15 protein-coding genes are annotated in these 17,068 nt (G+C 31.1%); 1 reads left to right on the forward strand and 14 read right to left on the reverse strand.

The window, feature by feature from the left end:
- Positions 1-27: 27 nt before the first annotated feature.
- The 6 genes from radA to fusA all read right to left on the reverse strand — a co-directional run bounded on the left by radA (position 28) and on the right by fusA (position 8,051).
- Positions 28-1,395: a DNA repair protein RadA gene (gene radA / locus MR285_RS07770; protein ID WP_293559716.1), complete on the reverse strand. Its 1,368-nt coding sequence runs from the start codon at positions 1,393-1,395 to the stop codon at positions 28-30.
- Positions 1,364-3,835 carry an ATP-dependent Clp protease ATP-binding subunit gene (locus tag MR285_RS07775; RefSeq protein ID WP_293559718.1) on the reverse strand — a complete coding sequence of 824 codons (2,472 nt, stop codon included), beginning with the start codon at positions 3,833-3,835 and terminating at the stop codon, positions 1,364-1,366. Before MR285_RS07775 ends, radA begins: the two co-directional genes overlap by 32 nt.
- Positions 3,832-4,812 (reverse strand): ATP--guanido phosphotransferase, encoded by a 981-nt coding sequence (locus MR285_RS07780; RefSeq protein ID WP_293559720.1) that lies wholly within the window; start codon positions 4,810-4,812, stop codon positions 3,832-3,834. Before MR285_RS07780 ends, MR285_RS07775 begins: the two co-directional genes overlap by 4 nt.
- Positions 4,805-5,314 carry a UvrB/UvrC motif-containing protein gene (locus MR285_RS07785; protein ID WP_293559722.1) on the reverse strand — a complete coding sequence of 170 codons (510 nt, stop codon included), beginning with the start codon at positions 5,312-5,314 and terminating at the stop codon, positions 4,805-4,807. The genes MR285_RS07780 and MR285_RS07785 overlap by 8 nt, the downstream gene beginning before the upstream one ends.
- Before the next feature lie 10 nt (positions 5,315-5,324).
- Positions 5,325-5,777, reverse strand: a complete 453-nt coding sequence (locus tag MR285_RS07790; RefSeq protein WP_293559724.1) for a CtsR family transcriptional regulator — start codon at positions 5,775-5,777, stop codon at positions 5,325-5,327.
- A 213-nt stretch (positions 5,778-5,990) separates the two neighbouring features.
- Positions 5,991-8,051, reverse strand: coding sequence for an elongation factor G (gene fusA / locus MR285_RS07795; protein WP_293559726.1), 2,061 nt, complete (start codon positions 8,049-8,051; stop codon positions 5,991-5,993).
- A gap of 142 nt (positions 8,052-8,193) precedes the next feature.
- Between fusA and MR285_RS07800 the strand changes: the two genes are divergently transcribed.
- Positions 8,194-8,838, forward strand: coding sequence for a helix-hairpin-helix domain-containing protein (locus tag MR285_RS07800; RefSeq protein WP_293559728.1), 645 nt, complete (start codon positions 8,194-8,196; stop codon positions 8,836-8,838).
- 105 nt (positions 8,839-8,943) lie between these two features.
- On the opposite strand, the gene MR285_RS07805 is transcribed toward MR285_RS07800, so the two are convergent.
- From MR285_RS07805 to MR285_RS07840, 8 genes are all read right to left on the reverse strand, one after another.
- The gene (locus MR285_RS07805; protein ID WP_293559730.1) at positions 8,944-9,282 is read right to left on the reverse strand and encodes a cytochrome C biosynthesis protein; all 339 of its coding nucleotides are present in this window, start codon (positions 9,280-9,282) and stop codon (positions 8,944-8,946) included.
- A gap of 8 nt (positions 9,283-9,290) precedes the next feature.
- The gene (locus tag MR285_RS07810; protein WP_293559732.1) at positions 9,291-10,715 is read right to left on the reverse strand and encodes a hypothetical protein; all 1,425 of its coding nucleotides are present in this window, start codon (positions 10,713-10,715) and stop codon (positions 9,291-9,293) included.
- Complete coding sequence (locus tag MR285_RS07815; protein WP_293559734.1) at positions 10,708-12,129, reverse strand: HAMP domain-containing sensor histidine kinase; 1,422 nt, start codon at positions 12,127-12,129, stop codon at positions 10,708-10,710. Before MR285_RS07815 ends, MR285_RS07810 begins: the two co-directional genes overlap by 8 nt.
- Before the next feature lie 13 nt (positions 12,130-12,142).
- A complete protein-coding gene (locus MR285_RS07820) occupies positions 12,143-12,826 on the reverse strand; it encodes a response regulator transcription factor (protein WP_293559736.1) in 684 nt (227 codons plus the stop codon).
- A gap of 79 nt (positions 12,827-12,905) precedes the next feature.
- Positions 12,906-14,351 carry an IMP dehydrogenase gene (gene guaB / locus MR285_RS07825; RefSeq protein WP_293559738.1) on the reverse strand — a complete coding sequence of 482 codons (1,446 nt, stop codon included), beginning with the start codon at positions 14,349-14,351 and terminating at the stop codon, positions 12,906-12,908.
- Between the two features lie 20 nt (positions 14,352-14,371).
- Positions 14,372-15,313 carry a CdaR family protein gene (locus tag MR285_RS07830; RefSeq protein ID WP_293559740.1) on the reverse strand — a complete coding sequence of 314 codons (942 nt, stop codon included), beginning with the start codon at positions 15,311-15,313 and terminating at the stop codon, positions 14,372-14,374.
- Positions 15,294-16,124, reverse strand: coding sequence for a diadenylate cyclase CdaA (cdaA, locus tag MR285_RS07835; protein WP_293559742.1), 831 nt, complete (start codon positions 16,122-16,124; stop codon positions 15,294-15,296). Before cdaA ends, MR285_RS07830 begins: the two co-directional genes overlap by 20 nt.
- A complete protein-coding gene (locus tag MR285_RS07840) occupies positions 16,108-16,683 on the reverse strand; it encodes a DUF5317 domain-containing protein (RefSeq protein ID WP_293559744.1) in 576 nt (191 codons plus the stop codon). The genes cdaA and MR285_RS07840 overlap by 17 nt, the downstream gene beginning before the upstream one ends.
- Positions 16,684-17,068: the final 385 nt, after the last annotated feature.

The following is a 17,068-nucleotide window of genomic DNA, read 5'->3' on the forward strand; positions in this document are numbered from 1 at the left end:
TAATAGTAAAAAGAGTTTTTTGTCTATTTATATGCTAAATATTTTTTGTAGAACTTCTAAAATATTTGTCATCTTAATAACTTGAAGATTCTTATAATTTTCTTCCTTTACATTGGAATATTTTGAAACATAGGCTTTTTTAAAACCCATTCGCTCTGCTTCTTTAAGCCTAACATCTAAGCTTGGAACATTTTTTAGTTCGCCAGTAAGACCAACGTCGGCAATGAAAACTGAATTTGCCTCCACAGGCTTATTGAGAGTAGAAGAAACTATGGAGACCATTACAGATAAATTTGATGCCTGTTCCTTAACCTTAATTCCTCCAGCAGACTTTACCACAATATTTTTATCCAAAAATTTTATTCCCGCTCTTTCTTCTAAAATTGAAACTAAAGTATTTAAGTGTTCCCTTCTAATAGATTCCGAAATCCTTGACGGATAAGGAAGAAATGTCTTTGAAGCTAAGGCTTCTGTCTCCAAAATTATTGGTCTAGTTCCCTCTCTTATAACAGAAAGAGATGAGCCTGCAACTTGTTCATTTTCTGACCTTCTTGTCATAAAGTATTCTGAAGGATTGTCGATAGAAATCATTCCCTTTTCAGTCATTGAAAAAAATCCAATCTCACCAGTGGAACCATATCTATTTTTTGTCGCCATTAAAGATCTCAAATCCTCTGATGAATCACCCTCAATTAATAAAACTGTGTCCACTAAATGTTCAAGACTTCTAACTCCTGCAAGTTCATCTTGCTTAGTCATTTGACCAACTAAAAAAATCATTCGTGGCTTGTTAATGTCCTTTGCAATTTCTGTCATCTTATAGGCACACTCCATGGTCTGTGTTGGAGTGCCTGGTCTTTGAGGAAATTCGTCTAGGGTAAAAGTTTGAATTGAATCAATAATTATAAACTGTGGATCAATTTTTTCCACTTGATCCAAAACTGAATTAAGAGAATTTACTGAATAAACCCAAATATTTTCAGAAAGCTTGTCCAAAATTCTTTCAGCTCTCATTTTTATTTGCGTTTCAGATTCTTCTCCCGATGCGTAAAGAACTCTCATTCCTTTATTTGCAAGGTCATTTGCAACTTGCATAAGGAGGGTTGACTTTCCAGAGCCAGGCTTTGCTGTTAAAATGCTCACAGAATCTCTCACAATTCCGCCACCCATTACTCTATTAAATTCCTCAATGCTAGTCTTTACTCTTTCATCAGAGGAAACTTCTACTGATTTAAGTTTAAGTGCATCTTTGTTATTTTTAGAAGGAGCCTTTTTGCCAGGCTCCTCTTCTTTTTCTTCTAAAGTGTTCCACGAGTTACAGTTTGGACATTTTCCAAAAAATCCTTGGGAAATATATCCGCAATTACTGCACTGATACACTATTTTCTTTTTCATTTTTCTTCTGTTTAGTCCTTTTAACTTTTTCTATTTGAATTTTTTTGTACTTAACATCTACTAAAATTTCATCGCCTTCTTTTATGTTTCCATCTAAAAATTCATCGGCAATTTTATCTTCAATTAATTTTGTAATAGTCCTTTGAAGTGGTCTTGCACCAAACACTTTATCATAACCTTCATCAACTAAGAAATTAATGAGTTTATTTGAGTAATTTGCTTTAATACCCATTTCAGAAAGCCTATCGCTTAATTTATTGAGCATGTTTTTTACAATATCTTTAATTTCAGTTTTTTCAAGAGTTTTAAATATTACTACATCGTCAACTCTGTTTAAAAATTCAGGCCTAAATTTTTGCTTTAAAGATTCCATTATGATTTTCTTCATATTTTCATATTCACTTTTCTTTTCAGTGCTTTCTGAAGTTGAAAAACCAAGAACTGAATTTTTTGCAAGTAGGTTTGCCCCTGCATTAGAAGTCATAATTATAACAGTATCTTTAAAGTTTACAGTCCTTCCCTTTGAATCAGTAACTCTGCCTTCGTCTAAAATTTGTAGCAAAATATTGAAAATATCTGGATGTGCCTTTTCAATTTCGTCTAAAAGAATTACTGAATAAGGATGAGTCCTTACTGCTTCAGTAAGTTCGCCACCTTCTTCATATCCAACATATCCTGGAGGAGAACCAACAAGTCTTGATACAGTAAATTTTTCCATGTACTCAGACATATCAAATCTAATCATATTTTCTTCTTTACCAAATAAATTTTTGGCAAGGCTTTTTGCAAGGAAAGTCTTACCAACACCAGTTGGTCCAACAAATATAAAGCTTCCAATTGGCTTATTCGGATCTTTAAGCCCAATCCTTGACCTCTTAATTGCCTTTGCAAGAGTCTTAACAGCGTCATCTTGACCTTTTACATCTTCTTTTAACTTACTATCAAGTTCTCTTAACTTTTCAGTTTCTTCTTCAGTCATATCTGTTACAGGAACTTTTGACCATTCAGAAACTATTTCAGCAATAAGTTCTGGAGTTACTTTTTTCTTTGATTCTTTTTCTTCAAATTTTTTTATTTCTTCTTTGTATTTTTCTTCAATATTTTTTTGTTCATCGCGAAGATTTGCAGCAAGTTCATAATCTTGATTTTTTACTGCCTCAGATTTTTTATTTTCAATTTCTTCAAGCTCCTTTTTGTATTTTTCTTCAAATTCAGGAACTTTGTAGGATTCAATTTTAAGTTTTGAACTTGCCTCGTCTATTAAATCAATAGCCTTATCAGGTAAAAATCTATCATTTAAATATCTATCGGAATATTTTACAGCAGCCTCAATAGTTTCCTCAGGAATCACTACATGATGATGCTTTTCATAAATTTTTTTGAGTCCCCTTAAAATTTTTATAGAATCTTCAACGCTTGGTTCATCAACCATTATTGGCATAAGTCTTCTCTCAAAGGCTGAATCTTTTTCAATTTTCTTTCTATACTCAGAAATTGTTGTAGCCCCAATAACTTGAATAACTGACTTAGTAAGCATTGGTTTTAAAATATTCGATGCATCAAGAGATCCTTCGGCTGAACCTGCGCCAATTATTATATGCATTTCATCAATAAATAAAATGATGTTTTTGTTTTTTGCAGCTTCATTAGTTACATTTTTTAATCTCTCTTCAAAGTCTCCTCTGTATTTTGAACCTGCAATAAGCTGAGAAATATCAAGAGTTAAAATTACTTTATTTTTCATAATTTCCGGCACATCTCCTGCGACAATTTTTGCAGCAAGTCCTTCTGCAATTGCAGTTTTACCAACACCAGGTTCTCCAATTAGTACAGGATTATTTTTTGTCCTTCTTGACAAAACTTGAATAACTCTCTTTATTTCCTTTTCTCTTCCAATTACAGGATCAATTTTTCCTTCTTCAGCCTTTTTATTTAAATTTGTAGTATATTTTTCCAAAGCTTCGGAAGAAATTTCCCCATCTCCTTCTTCAGAAGTTTCATATTCTTCCATATTGTTTAAAATGTCATTTTCAAGACTCATAATATCAATGCCAAGTCTTTTTAGAACTAATATGGCAACACCTTGACCCTCGCGCAAAATTCCAAGGAGAAGATGTTCTGTTGAAACTGTAACTTCTCCCATTTCTCTTGAAACTTCAAAAGCAAGTTCAAAAATTCTCTTAGTCCTTGGAGTGTACGCAATACTGGATACAACTGGACCTTGACCACTGCTAACTATATCAAGTGTGGCTTCCTTAGCCTTTTTATAATCGATGCCAAGTTTTGATAAAATGTGTGCCCCTGTGTCTGTTCCTTCTCTTATTATTCCAAGAAGAATGTGTTCTGAACCTATATATGGATGTTTTTGTTCCCTTGCCTCTTGCTGTGCAAAAAGAATAGCCTTTTGTGATTTTTCACTAAATTTTCCAAACATACTCATTTGAAAACCTCCTTCATGAGAGCTCTTGCCTTATTAGCTCTTAAAATGTCTCGCGACTTGAGATCTAATATTGCACCCCTCTCAATTTGCAAATGTCCATTTCTAAGCTTAGTAATCTCTTCATAAAAATCAAATTCTCGATTTGGTTTTAAGATTGAAAGTTCAATTCCAAGATTAATTGTGCTCATGGACTGCATCATCTCTTCTTCCGATAAAACTCTTGCATTTGCAAGAACTCCAAAGGATCTGTTTACCATATCCTCTAGAGTAATAATATTGTCTAAATAAAGTTTTTTTCTATTTTCCCTTTCAACATCGGCAATTTCTCGCGCGATGATTTTTAATTTATCAACATAAGACTTTTCATCTTCGCCAAAAGTTGATTCAAAAGACAAAGTGTAAATACTTCCCAAGGCTTTATTTGAACTATCTCTATATGAACCCAAAGTGTAGCCAAGTCTTGAAAGTCCCCTTGCTATTTCATTTATTCCAAAATAATTTAGCGCCGGAAGATATAAAAGTACAATTGGCTTTAATCCTGTCCCGGAATTTAAAACTCTTGAACTTAAATACCCAAAATTTGGATCAAAAGCAAAATTAATTTTATCTTCTAAATTTTCTTCAAGACTATAAATCTCTTTAAATAAATCACTTAAAGTCTTTGTCCTAGAAAAAATAGAAAGCTCAACATGTTCTCCTGCGTTAATTAAAATATCTGGAGCATCCTTTTTCTCATAAAAGCCAATATTACTTTTTTCTAAAAATTTTTTCCCAATTCTTCCATTTTCAACATACTCAAGTTTTTTTAAAGAAGAAATTTTTTCCATATCAACTTTAGTGTACCCTAAATCAGTTAAAATAGGATAAAAAAATTCTAAGTTTTTCTTTAATTCTTCCTCAGTCATTGTGTTTACAAATTTTTTACCGTCAATATTTCTATATAATTTTAATTTATAACCTAAAATAATTTTAGACACTGACATCTTCCTTTAACTTCTTTATTTCATCCCTAATCTCTGCTGCCTTTTCATATTCTTCCAAATTTATGGCAAGATCTAATTTTTCTTTTAAATCCTCAAGTTTTCTGTTGTAAACAAGATAATTATCTGCATTTTTTGGGATCTTACCCCTGTATTTTAAATTAATGTTTAGTGCACTTAAATATTTTCTAATTTCCCCTCCAAAAGAATCATAACATTTTGGACATCCAAGAGTTCCTGTGTTCTTTAATTCACGAAAACTCCTTCCACAATATTCACAACTTAGATCCTCTTCATCATTATAAGAATTTGTTGTAAATTGAAAAATATTTCTAAGTGCATTCTCAAGTTGAGGAATTATATTTTGATAACTCTTGAAATCTTTTCTAAATTTTTCCTCTGCACAAACTTCACATAAATGTACTTCTTCTATTTCATCGTCATTAACCCTAGTATAAGATATGACAGATTCTCTTTCCTTACAAATATCGCATAGCATATTCTTCCCCCTAACTAAAAATAACTAGTAGCATATTTTTTAAAATATCTGCCCGCAGTTCATTTTTATTTTCACACTCACTAAGCGCTCTATCTGAGAGAGCAACTTTTATTAGTTCCATCTCTCTTTTACTTACTTTTTTAATTCTCAATAGCTCCTTTAATAATTCATCTGAATTATTTTTTGTAATTGAATCGCCAATGAAACTTAAAAAAGTATCTAAAACATCTTCATCATCTTCAATTTTTACTTTTACTATTCTAATGTAGCCTCCACCGCCTCGTCTTGACTCAACATAGTATCCCTTAACAGGCGTAAACCTTGTTGTCAAAACATAGTTTATTTGCGAAGGAGCACAATTAAAATGATCTGAAATTTTTGATCTTTGTATCTCAACAACTCCACCAGATTCAAAAATAAGTTCATTTAAAAAATCTTCAATGGAGTTAGAAAGCTTTGCCATAGCACCATTCCTTTGACTATCTTTGTCCTTTGATTTATAAAAATTTTGACTATCTTTTACTATTTCTAGTTTAATATAAAATATAATTTTTGTAAAGCTTTTAGTTTCAAATAATAAATTATTATAAAATTTTTCTTAATTGATATCAACAATATTCTCAACTAAAAAGGTTGAGCATTGCCCAACCTTTCAATTAAATCTGCTTTATTAAATTTACTTTTCTTTATTTCTTTCTTCTATTATTTTTTCCGCAATATTTTGTGGAACTTCTTCATATCTTACAAATTCCATGCTAAAAGTTCCTCTACCTTGAGTAAGAGATCTTAAATCAATTAGATATGAGAATAATTCAGCTTGTGGTGCTTCTGCAATTAAAACTTGAGTGCCGTCATTTTGTTGGTCCATACCAAGAATTCTGCCACGTCTTTTGTTCATATCTCCCATTACATCGCCGAGATAATCTTCTGGTATTGTAACTTCGACTTTCATAATTGGTTCAAGAAGAACTGGACTTGCCTCTTGCATTCCCTTCTTAAAAGCAAGGTTTGCTGCAAGTTTGAAACTCATTTCGTTGGAGTCAACATCGTGGTAAGATCCATCGTATAAAACAGCCTTGAAATTAGTTACAGGATATCCTGCAAGAACTCCCTTTTCCTTTGATTCAATTATTCCCTTTTCAACTGCAGGGAAATAATTCTTTGGAACTGCTCCTCCAAATACTTCTTCGTCAAACTCAAATTCTTTGTCAGATGGTTCAAATCTAATCCAAACATCACCATATTGTCCAGCTCCACCTGATTGTTTTTTATGCTTACCTTGAACGCTTGCCGTCTTTCTAATTGTTTCTCTATAAGGAACAATAAATGGAACAATATTTACTTCAACTCCATAAGTGTTCTTTAATTTCTCAAGAATTACATCTAATTGAACTTTACCTTGACCACCAATAGTCATTTGTTTAGTTTCAGGGTTTCTTTCAATTACAAATGTTGGATCTTCATCTCTAATCTTTCTCAAAGATTGAGAAAGTTTTTCTTCGTCGCCCTTAGTCTTTGGTTCAATTGCATAGTATAAAACTGGTGTAGAATATTTTAATTTTTTATATTCAACAATGTGATCTTTATCGCAAAGAGTGTCCCCTGTAACTGTTTTAGCAAGTTTTGTAGTTGCGCCAATATCTCCTGCGTAAATTTCATCTATTTCAATTTGTTCTTTACCTCTCATGATGTAAAGTCCACCAAGTTTTTCGTTTTCTTCTGCGTTTACATTGTAAAGAGCTGTGTTTTTATTTACAATTCCGGAAATAACTTTGAAGATAGAAATTTTTCCAAGGAATGGGTCTGAAATTGTCTTAAATACTACTGCAGCAAAAGGTTCCTTTGCAGAAACTTTTCTTTCTTCTCCTTCTTTAAATCTAAAACCTTGATGTGCACGTTCATCATCTGGAGCAGGCATATAGTTTACGATTGTATTGAGAAGTATATCAATACCAATGCCCTTTTCGCCACTTCCTACAAGTAGTGGAACTGCATCCCCTTCAAGAAGTGCTGTGGTAACTCCTCTCAAAAGATCTTCTCTAGTGAATTTTTCTCCAGAAAAATATTTTTCCATCAAAACTTCATCAGAGCCAGCAACAACTTCTGCAATTTCTTCATACATTCTTTCAGTTGCTTTAACTTGATCATGATTTAGTTCAGTTTCTTGTGGCGCAGAATTTACATATTTATATCCCTTTTGGAAAATAACATCTGTAACACCAACAAAATGTTCACCTTCGCCAATTGGCACAGAGAAAGGAATAACTTTTTTACCAAAGGAAGCTTCAAGCTCATCCATTAGTTTTCTAAAGTTTACATTTTCTCCGTCAATTTTATTTATAAAAATAATTCTTGGAAGTCCAATCTTTTCTGTGTATTTCCAAGTTCTTTCAGTTCCAACTTCAACTCCCTTTGTTGCGTCAATAACCATTATTGCAGCTTCACTTGCTCTTAAAGCACCGTGAGCTTCTCCAACAAAATCAAGGTATCCTGGAGTATCTATTACATTTACTTTATAATTTCTCCACTCAATAGGAATAATTGATGTTCCAATAGAAGTTCCTCTTTCCTTTTCTTCCTTTGAAAAGTCAGAAACTGTATTTTTGTTAGAAACATTGCCAAGTTTTTGTGTAGCTCCACTTTGGAATAACATAGCCTCTGTTAGGTTTGTCTTTCCGGAGCCAGAATGTCCTACGAGAGCAAGATTTCTTACCTTATCTGTTGTATATACTTTCATACTTTCCTCCTGTTATGTAAATTTTTTGAAATCGTTTCTATATATAAATTATAACATAGATTGCTACTTTTGAAAACTGTGTAAAATTATCAATTTAGGGTATTAAAATTTTAAGATAATTTTAAATAAATGAGTGATGAAAATGAATTTTAAATTTTTTAAAAAAGATAATATTCCCTACATAATTATTATTTCTCTTTGTTTAATAATTGGATATCAATACTATGATTCACATAAATTTGATGATGACGCTACAAAATTTTTGGCCACAAAAACTTCAAATTCATCGTCAAAAACCTTTTCTAAAAAAGAATTAACTGAAGAAGATGAAATTCAGACTACAAAGGAAGCTAAAGAGATAATGGTGCATATTTCTGGTGCAGTAAAAAATCCTGGAATTTTAAAATTAGATTCATCAAAAAGAGTTGTAGATGCAGTTGAAATGGCAGGTGGTGCAACAAATGAAGCCGACCTCGATAGGATTAATCTTGCATCAAAACTTCATGACGAAGAAAAGATTTACATTCCAAAAATTAATGAAGTTAATAATAATGAAGCTACGCAATTAGTTTCAAATAATTCTAGGGAAAATCCTGGAGGTAAAATAAATATTAATAGTGCAGATGCAGCTGAACTACAAAAAATCCCTGGAGTTGGTCCAAAGACTGCTGAGAAAATTATAAATTATCGCTCTCAAAATTCTTTTTCATCAATTGAAGATATTAAAAATGTCGATGGCATTGGCGATAAAAAGTTCGAATCAATGAAGGATTATATCTCAACTTAAATTTTAAAGGATTATTATTAAATCATGAACTTATTCTAAAGTTTCATTAATATTATTTATTTTAAAAAAGCTCAAGAAAAAAGAAGCACAATGTGCCTCTTTATCTTAAGCTTTTTTTCTAGTATTTCTTTTATACCTATTTTTATTTGAACTTGCAATTCCAATTATCAAAGCAAATATTAGTGAAACCAAACCAGAGGATACACCAATTACAAATATAATTAAATTATCGAGACTTCCTGGATCAAAAAGTTTATTTATCACCATAAAAAGTGAAATAATTCCAATGAAAACTAGGGCAAGTCCTGGCAAATATTTTATAAATTTTAAATCTCTTGCGGCAAAGTTTACTATAAAGGTAAGGACAACTCCAATTAAAATTGCGCCAAGAGTTAGGAGCAAGTAAGTTGAATTTTCCATGACCATTTCCATTATTTTGTTCATTTTACACCTCATTTATTTGATGACAATTCTTGTTGCCAAATATTTGAATAGCGACCTATTGCCCACTCAGTCATAATTGTGGACGCTTCATTTCCTATCTCTCTTTCAAAAATTGGACTAGGAAGTATTTTGCTATCCTCTATATTATAAATTCTTATAAAATTTTTTTCCAATGTTATTAAAAATTTATTGTCAGGGGATACAAAGCCATCTTTTATGCTAGATTTGAAATTTTTTATTTGAGACATTGGAATATTTATCTCGTTATATTTATTTACTTCATATGGAAGAACTAAATTTAAATCAAAATCAGAGAATTTATTATCTGATAGTTTCATTCTCCCCTTTAACTTCCAAAAACCGTTATCTCTATAAATTCCTATATTATAGGGATCTTTTTTTAATTCCTCAATATTTTTGCTTTCAGAATTTAAATCTTTTTCTGACAAAAAATCTTTATAACTTAGAGGGTTTTTATCCTCCAACTTATCTAATTCGTAAATTCGCAGATAATTATTGTTTGAATTTCTATCTAAACTTTCCACATTTACATAATTATTTGTAATAAAATTTATCGTCATTAGACTATTATTATCTTTTAGTTCCTCTGTATCAGCCTTAAGGATGTCATCATCTTTTCTAAGCTTTGAATTTTTATAATCCTTTACGATTACTTTATCTGTGGTCTCCTCGCCCTTTGATTCTCTTTGAACGCTAATTTCAGAAAAGCTATCATTGCGAGGAAGAATAATATTATTCATCTCATATACATTCTCAAGCTTTAAGTCAGAAAATTTAATGTAGAAAGTTTTATAATTCCATGTTGGAATATTAGAATCTGATTTTGATTTAAAACCAATTAAAAATCCCTTGTCGCCCTTGTAATCAAATAAACTTCCCCTATTAAGCACCTCATCTTTCTTAGCTAGAATTAATTTATCAAGATCGTCATTTTTTATCTTGTCATCCACAAGTTTTATCTCTAAAATCACTCCATTATAAAATAGTAAAGCTGTGTTTTCACTAGTCTTTATTACTTCATAATAAATATTTCTACTTGCCTTTGAGTCAAAAATATAAGTTGTGTAGACATCTGAATCTTCAATGCCAAGAGTTTTATAATCTAAATTAAATTTTTTATATAGATATTCAGAAAGTTTTACATACTTTGTCTTGTACTCAACGTCTTTTATATAGTCATTGGAAAGTACCACTTGATCATTGCTAAAGTAAAGGTCTTCACCTATTATATCTTTAAATAAAAAATTGTCCTGATTAATTTTTCTATTGTAAATAAATTTTGTAATAGTCCACTTGCCATATATTGGAGATTGTCCCATCTCTGGTGTTTCAATATTTGTGCTTTGCGTTGTTAAGAAAGAACAACCTGTGAGAAAAATTAAGGAAATTATAATAAATAATTTTTTAATCAATTTTATCACCCACTTCCTTAGGAATTTCTATTGGAAGAGAAACTTTTACAGTAGTACCAATATTTTCTTCAGAAAAAATTTCCAAGTTTCCATTGTGAAGCTTTGTAATCTCATCACTTATTGAAAGTCCAATACCACTATGGCTCTTTGAATGCTTTCCCTTGTAAAATTTTTCTTTTACATGGGCAATTTCTTCTTTAGTCATTCCCATTCCATTGTCAGAAATCATCATGTGAACAAAATTATCTTCTCTAAACATTTGAAACTTTACCCAGCCCTTGTCTGATGTAAATTTTATTGCATTGTCTAGCAAATTTATCAAAAGCTGTTTTATTCTATTTTCGTCGGCATATATTAACACAGCTTCCTCTGGAAATTCAGTTATAAATTCAATATTATTTAATTTTGCACGTGGTTTCATTTGTTTTGAAACATCCACACAAGTTTGTGAAATATCAAATAAATCTTTATCTAGAGTAATTCTTCCAGAAATATATCTTGAAAAATCTAAAAGCTCTTCAACCATTTTTGCAAGTCTATCAGCTTCATTTTCAATAATATTTAAACCATCTTCCACAAGATCTTTTTCATCTTCCTTTGCATCTTTAAGTACAACTGCCCAGCCTTTTATAGACGTAAGTGGTGTCCTAAGTTCGTGAGAAATTGAAGAAATAAAATCATTTTTAATTCTATCTTTATTTATAATTTCATCACTCATTGCATTGAGAGTCTTTGCTAATTCTCCTATTTCATCATCTTCATAAACTTTTGCCTTTTCTTCGTAATTTCCACTTAACATTGTCTTTGCAACTTCTGTAAGTTCAAGTATGGGCTTTACAATTGATTTTGAGATTAAAAGAGATACCATAGCAGTAACCAATGCAACAAAAAGCATAAAAATAAGTAGCGTTATTCCAGTTTTTAATATAGCCTTATTAGCTTCTTCAATAGATGAAATAAATCTAAGGTAGCCGATTTTTTCACCTTCATTGTTTTTTATTGCACCAGTAACAGACATAATGGCTTCTCCAGTTTGAGCATCTTCACCACGCCATGTTTTTATTTCACCATTTTCTGCAGCAAGTAAGTCTGATGGCTCAATTGGCGTAGATGAAAGTTTACCAATAGAATCCAACAATAAATCTCCATTATTGTCTAAAATTTGTACTTCTGCATTTGTATTTGAAAGAAATATGTCGCTATCTTCATAAATTAAATCTTCAATTGTTTTGTCAGAGTAATCTCTTTTGTAAATTTCAAGAGAAACTTCCATCCTAGAAATTAATTCTTTGGAAATATTATTGTAAAAATAAAAACTAAAAGCAAAGAGCAAAAATATATCTATAATTGAAATTGTAATTAAAATAACTATTAGAAAACTTCTTACTAATCTTTTTCCAATTTTATTTTTCAATTACAGACACCTCTTATCTCCATCTGTATCCTGTTCCCCAAACTGTTTCAATGTAATTTGGCTTTGCAGGGTTTGTCTCGATTTTTGACCTAAGTCTTCTTATGTTTACATCTACAATTTTTGAATCACCTAAAAAGTCATCGCCCCAAACAAGTCTTAGTATTTCATCTCTTGTCATTGCTTTGCCGGGATTTGTCATAAATATTTTTATAATTTGATATTCCGTAGGAGTTAGTTCCAATTCAACATCATCCTTATAAAATTTTCTTGAGTAAGAATCAATTTTAAAAGGTGGATCAATTATTAAATTGCTTTCCTTTTCTTCTTCTGGCTCAAGTCTTCTCTCAATGGATTTAATTCTCAAAGTAAGTTCTGTTGGATTGAAGGGTTTAGTAAGATAATCATCTGTGCCATATTGAAGACCCATTATCTTGTCGTAATCCTCTGCCTTTGCAGTAAGCATTATTATGCCAAGTGAAGGAAACTCATTTCTAAGAGTCCTACATACTTCAAAACCATCAATTCCAGGGAGCATAATGTCAAGCACTACAATGTCAGGTCTTTCACGTCTTGCGATTTCAATTCCACCTTCTCCACTACCAGCTTCAAAAATTATGTATCCTTCTCTTTCTAAATTTATTTTTACAAATTTTCTTATTGATTCTTCATCTTCAACAAGTAATACCTTAGTTTTCAAAATATCACCTCACAATGATAATTATAAATAAAATCCACTCCAAATTCAATTGAAGTGGATTATTAATAAAATTTTAATATTAATAATAGTTAGGAGCTTCTCTTGTAATTGTAATATTGTGTGGATGAGATTCTGTAAGGGAAGCTTGAGTAATCTTAACGTATTTAGCAGTTGCCCTTAGAGTTTCAAGATCCTTTGCTCCAAGATAACCCATTGCAGATTTTACACCACCAACAAGTTGGAATACAATGTCGCTAACAAGACCCTTGTAAGGAACTCTACCTTCAACTCCTTCAGGAACATATTTAGTAGTTCCACTTTGAAAATATCTATCAGATGAACCTGCACTCATTGCGCCTAGAGATCCCATACCTCTATAAGCTTTAAATCTTCTACCTTCAACGAAAATCTCTTCTCCAGGGGATTCATCAGTACCTGCAAAAAGTGAACCCATCATTACAACATTTCCACCAGCTGCAAGAGCTTTTGCAACGTCGCCTGAGAATTTAATACCACCATCTGCAATAATTGGAACGCCGTATTTTTTAGCAGCTCTATAAGCTTCCATAATAGCAGTAATCTGTGGAACTCCAATACCTGTTACAACTCTTGTTGTACAAATTGAACCAGGTCCAATACCAATTTTTACGCAATCTGCACCAGCTTTAATTAAATCTTCCGTTCCCTCATAAGTTGCAACATTTCCTGCAATAAGTTGAATATCAGGAAAAGCGTCCTTAATATTTTTAATAGTATTTAAAACATTTTTAGATTGACCATGAGCTGTGTCAATTACAAAAACATCTGCCTTTGCCTTCACAAGTGCTTCTATTCTATCAAGAACATCCTTAGTTGCTCCAACTGCAGCCCCAGCAAGAAGTCTTCCAGTTTTATCTCTAGCAGAATTTGGATATTGTTCGTGTTTTTCAATATCTTTAATAGTAATAAGTCCCTTTAGAACATTATCTTTATCCACAAGTGGAAGTTTTTCAATTTTATATTTTTTCAATACTTTAAGGGCTTCATCAAGGGAAATATCCGGAGCACCAGTTATTAAATTTTCAGAAGTCATTACTTCGCTAATCCTTTTAGATAAGTCCGTTTCAAATCTAATATCTCTATTAGTAATAATTCCTTCCAAAACTCCCTTTTCGGTTACAACTGGAACGCCGCTAATTCTGTATCTTTCCATAAGTTCAGATGCATCTTTAATTGAATGGTCCTTAGTTAGTGAAAAGGGATCTGTGATTACTCCATGTTCAGATCTCTTAACTTTATCTACTTCAAGAGCTTGGTCCTCTATTGACATATTCTTGTGAATAATACCTATTCCACCTTCTCTTGCCATGGCAATTGACATTCTGTGTTCAGTAACAGTGTCCATGCCTGCAGACATAAGTGGTATGTTTAACTTAATTTTTTCTGTCAAATTTGTAGATAAATCAACTTGGTTTGGCAAAATTTCTGATTTTGCTGGCACAAGTAAAATATCGTCAAATGTTAATCCTTCTCCAAAATATTCCATATTCCCTCCTAATTACTTAATTACTCTACATCCTTAGGTTTTTGCTTCAATCTAAAATTAATATTTTCATCGACTAATGTAACTTTATCTGGCAAATTCAATTTAACTTGATCATCACCTTTTTTAATATTATTAAAATTAATTGGACGTGTTTCAATGAATCTTATAGAATCAATTACATCAGAATTTCCTCTAATTGTAACAGAAGCCGGCTCAATTGAAAAGTCATTTGTAACAATATTTTCTGTAGTATTTTCATTATATACCAATTTAATTGGAACAGTCTTGCTCTTTAAAATTGGAACGTCAACTTTTACAGTGGCAGGCGTAACAGTTACCTCTTTAATCACTTTTCCTAAATCATCATAAGCGAAGATTTCTGCATCTACAGTTGATGTTTCCGTCATGTCAGTAACATCAATATGTGCTTCTACCTTATCAATTTTATTAATATAAGTGCTTGCACCCTTTACAACAACATTGACTGTCTTGTCAATTTCTCCAACAGACAATCCCTTTTGAGGTTTATTTTTTATAACTACATCTGCTTTAACTTTTTCATTCAAAACTTTGTCTATTTTGAAAGGAATTCTCCTTGGCGATGTATTTACAACAGAAATCCCAAGGTCAATATAAGAAACATTTACAGGAATAGAGTGCTCTCCTTCAGATAATTTACTTAAATCCACTTTTGCCACAATTCCATCCCTTGTAACATTTCGCATATAAGAATTATAACCCTGCAATTTAACATCAACACTAAACTCCTTAGGAGAAATAATTGTCAAGTTTTTTTCCTTTAAATTAGATAATCCCTCATAAGTAACTTCTATGTTTTTAAAATTTGCCGAAGTAATAAAATTTGCCTCGCTCTTTACATAGGACCACAAGATAAGTGCAAAAATAAGAGATGTAATTTTTATCATTAAACTTCTGTCATTTTTAAAATTTATCTTTTTCATCTTTATCACCACGCTTTGAGAAAATAGACCTTACTCTATAATCTGGACTGTAAATCTCAAGAAGTTTTGCTTCAAGAGTTTCAATATCTAAATATCTGGAGATAACTCCATTTTCCGCAGTTGAAATAGTTCCATTTTCCTCAGACACCATAATACTTAGACAGTCAGATTTTTCAGAAATTCCAATTCCCGCCCTATGTCTTGTGCCAAGTTCCTTAGAAATTTTTTGATTGTCAGAAAGTGGCAAAAAACAAGCTGCTGCTTTAACCTTTGAGCCCTTAATAATAACAGCACCATCGTGAAGAGGTGTATTTGGAATAAATATATTTATAAGAAGACCACTGCTCACTAATCCATTGATTTCTGTACCAGTTTCAATAACTTCACTAAGTCCAACTTCTTTTTCAATGATTATAAGAGCCCCAATCTTTTGTCTTGCAAGAGAAGCAACTGCCGAAATAATTTCTTCAACAGTTTCAGGTACTGTGTCCTTATTTTGACTAAAATTATTTTTAATACTAGAAGTAAGACCTAAATATTGAAGACCCCTCCTAATTTCTGGTTGGAAAAGCACTATTATAGCGACGATGCCATCGTTAATAAACCTTGTGAAAATCCAGTTGACAGTATATAGTTGGAAAAACTGGGAAATTTTTATAAATAATAAAATCAAAAGTATTCCCTTAAAAACTTGCTCCGCTCTGGTGTTTCTAATTAATTTTAAAATATAATAAATTAATACTGTTACAATTAATATGTCCACAACATCCCTTAAATTTATTACATTGATTATATTATTTAAGTTTTCCATACACATCTCGCTTCCTTGAAATTAAAATTATTGCAAAAAATAAGCCAATAGAAATAAAAATATCTCCAATACTTATCACCTTTGAATTTCCAATAACTCTATGTAAAGGTATAATATCCGACAAAAAATAAAATTTTGGATTTTCAAAAACCCCATGACTAAGACTTCCACCCATGTATATGAGTTTTATTATCCTTTCGTTATTTGTTTTCATTAAGGCATCTATGCTGACAGGCATTTTGCCATTAAAAATAACTGGAATGACATTTAAAATTGTGCCAATCCCACTTAAAAGTAATCCGTAATTTTTATAATTTGAAATAAGTGAAATTCCAATCAATGAAATAGATAAGATGTGAAAAATTTTAAAATTATCTACAAAAAAGTCTGTAACCTTCCCAAAATATCTCGAAGTTACAAAATTTATAAAAATCATCACAAAAATTCCAATAGACGCAAAAGAAATCATTTTGAATTTAAAATTTATTAAATTATTTAAATCCTTATCTTTAAGAAAAAATAAAACAATTGCTGCAAGAATTATTGCCTCTAAGATCATCCTTTCACCTCAATTATAATATCACAAATACTTTAAATTTACATAAAATTTCTCTTTCTAAATATTATAACACAAAAGAATTTTCAATATTATTTTTTGAATCTTAAAAATTTTTTATTTCACTTCTTAACACTACCATTTAATATTTTTAAATCTCCAATATCCCTTACACAAAAAATATAAAAAAAGTAGTGCTATGTGCATCACTGTTTTATAATAAAAAATACTAACTAAATTTAATGAATTACAAGAAAAAAGAACACCCTTATGCAAGAGTATTCTTTGTATAAAAAATAATTTTTGAACCAACACGATATATGAAACTATGAGAAGTACTCAATTTAAAACAGTAGATATTATAAATATGTAAATGTATCTAGCATCA

It is taken from the genome of Peptoniphilus sp. (assembly GCF_022767005.1).
Classification (GTDB): Bacteria; Bacillota; Clostridia; order Tissierellales; family Peptoniphilaceae; genus Peptoniphilus_A.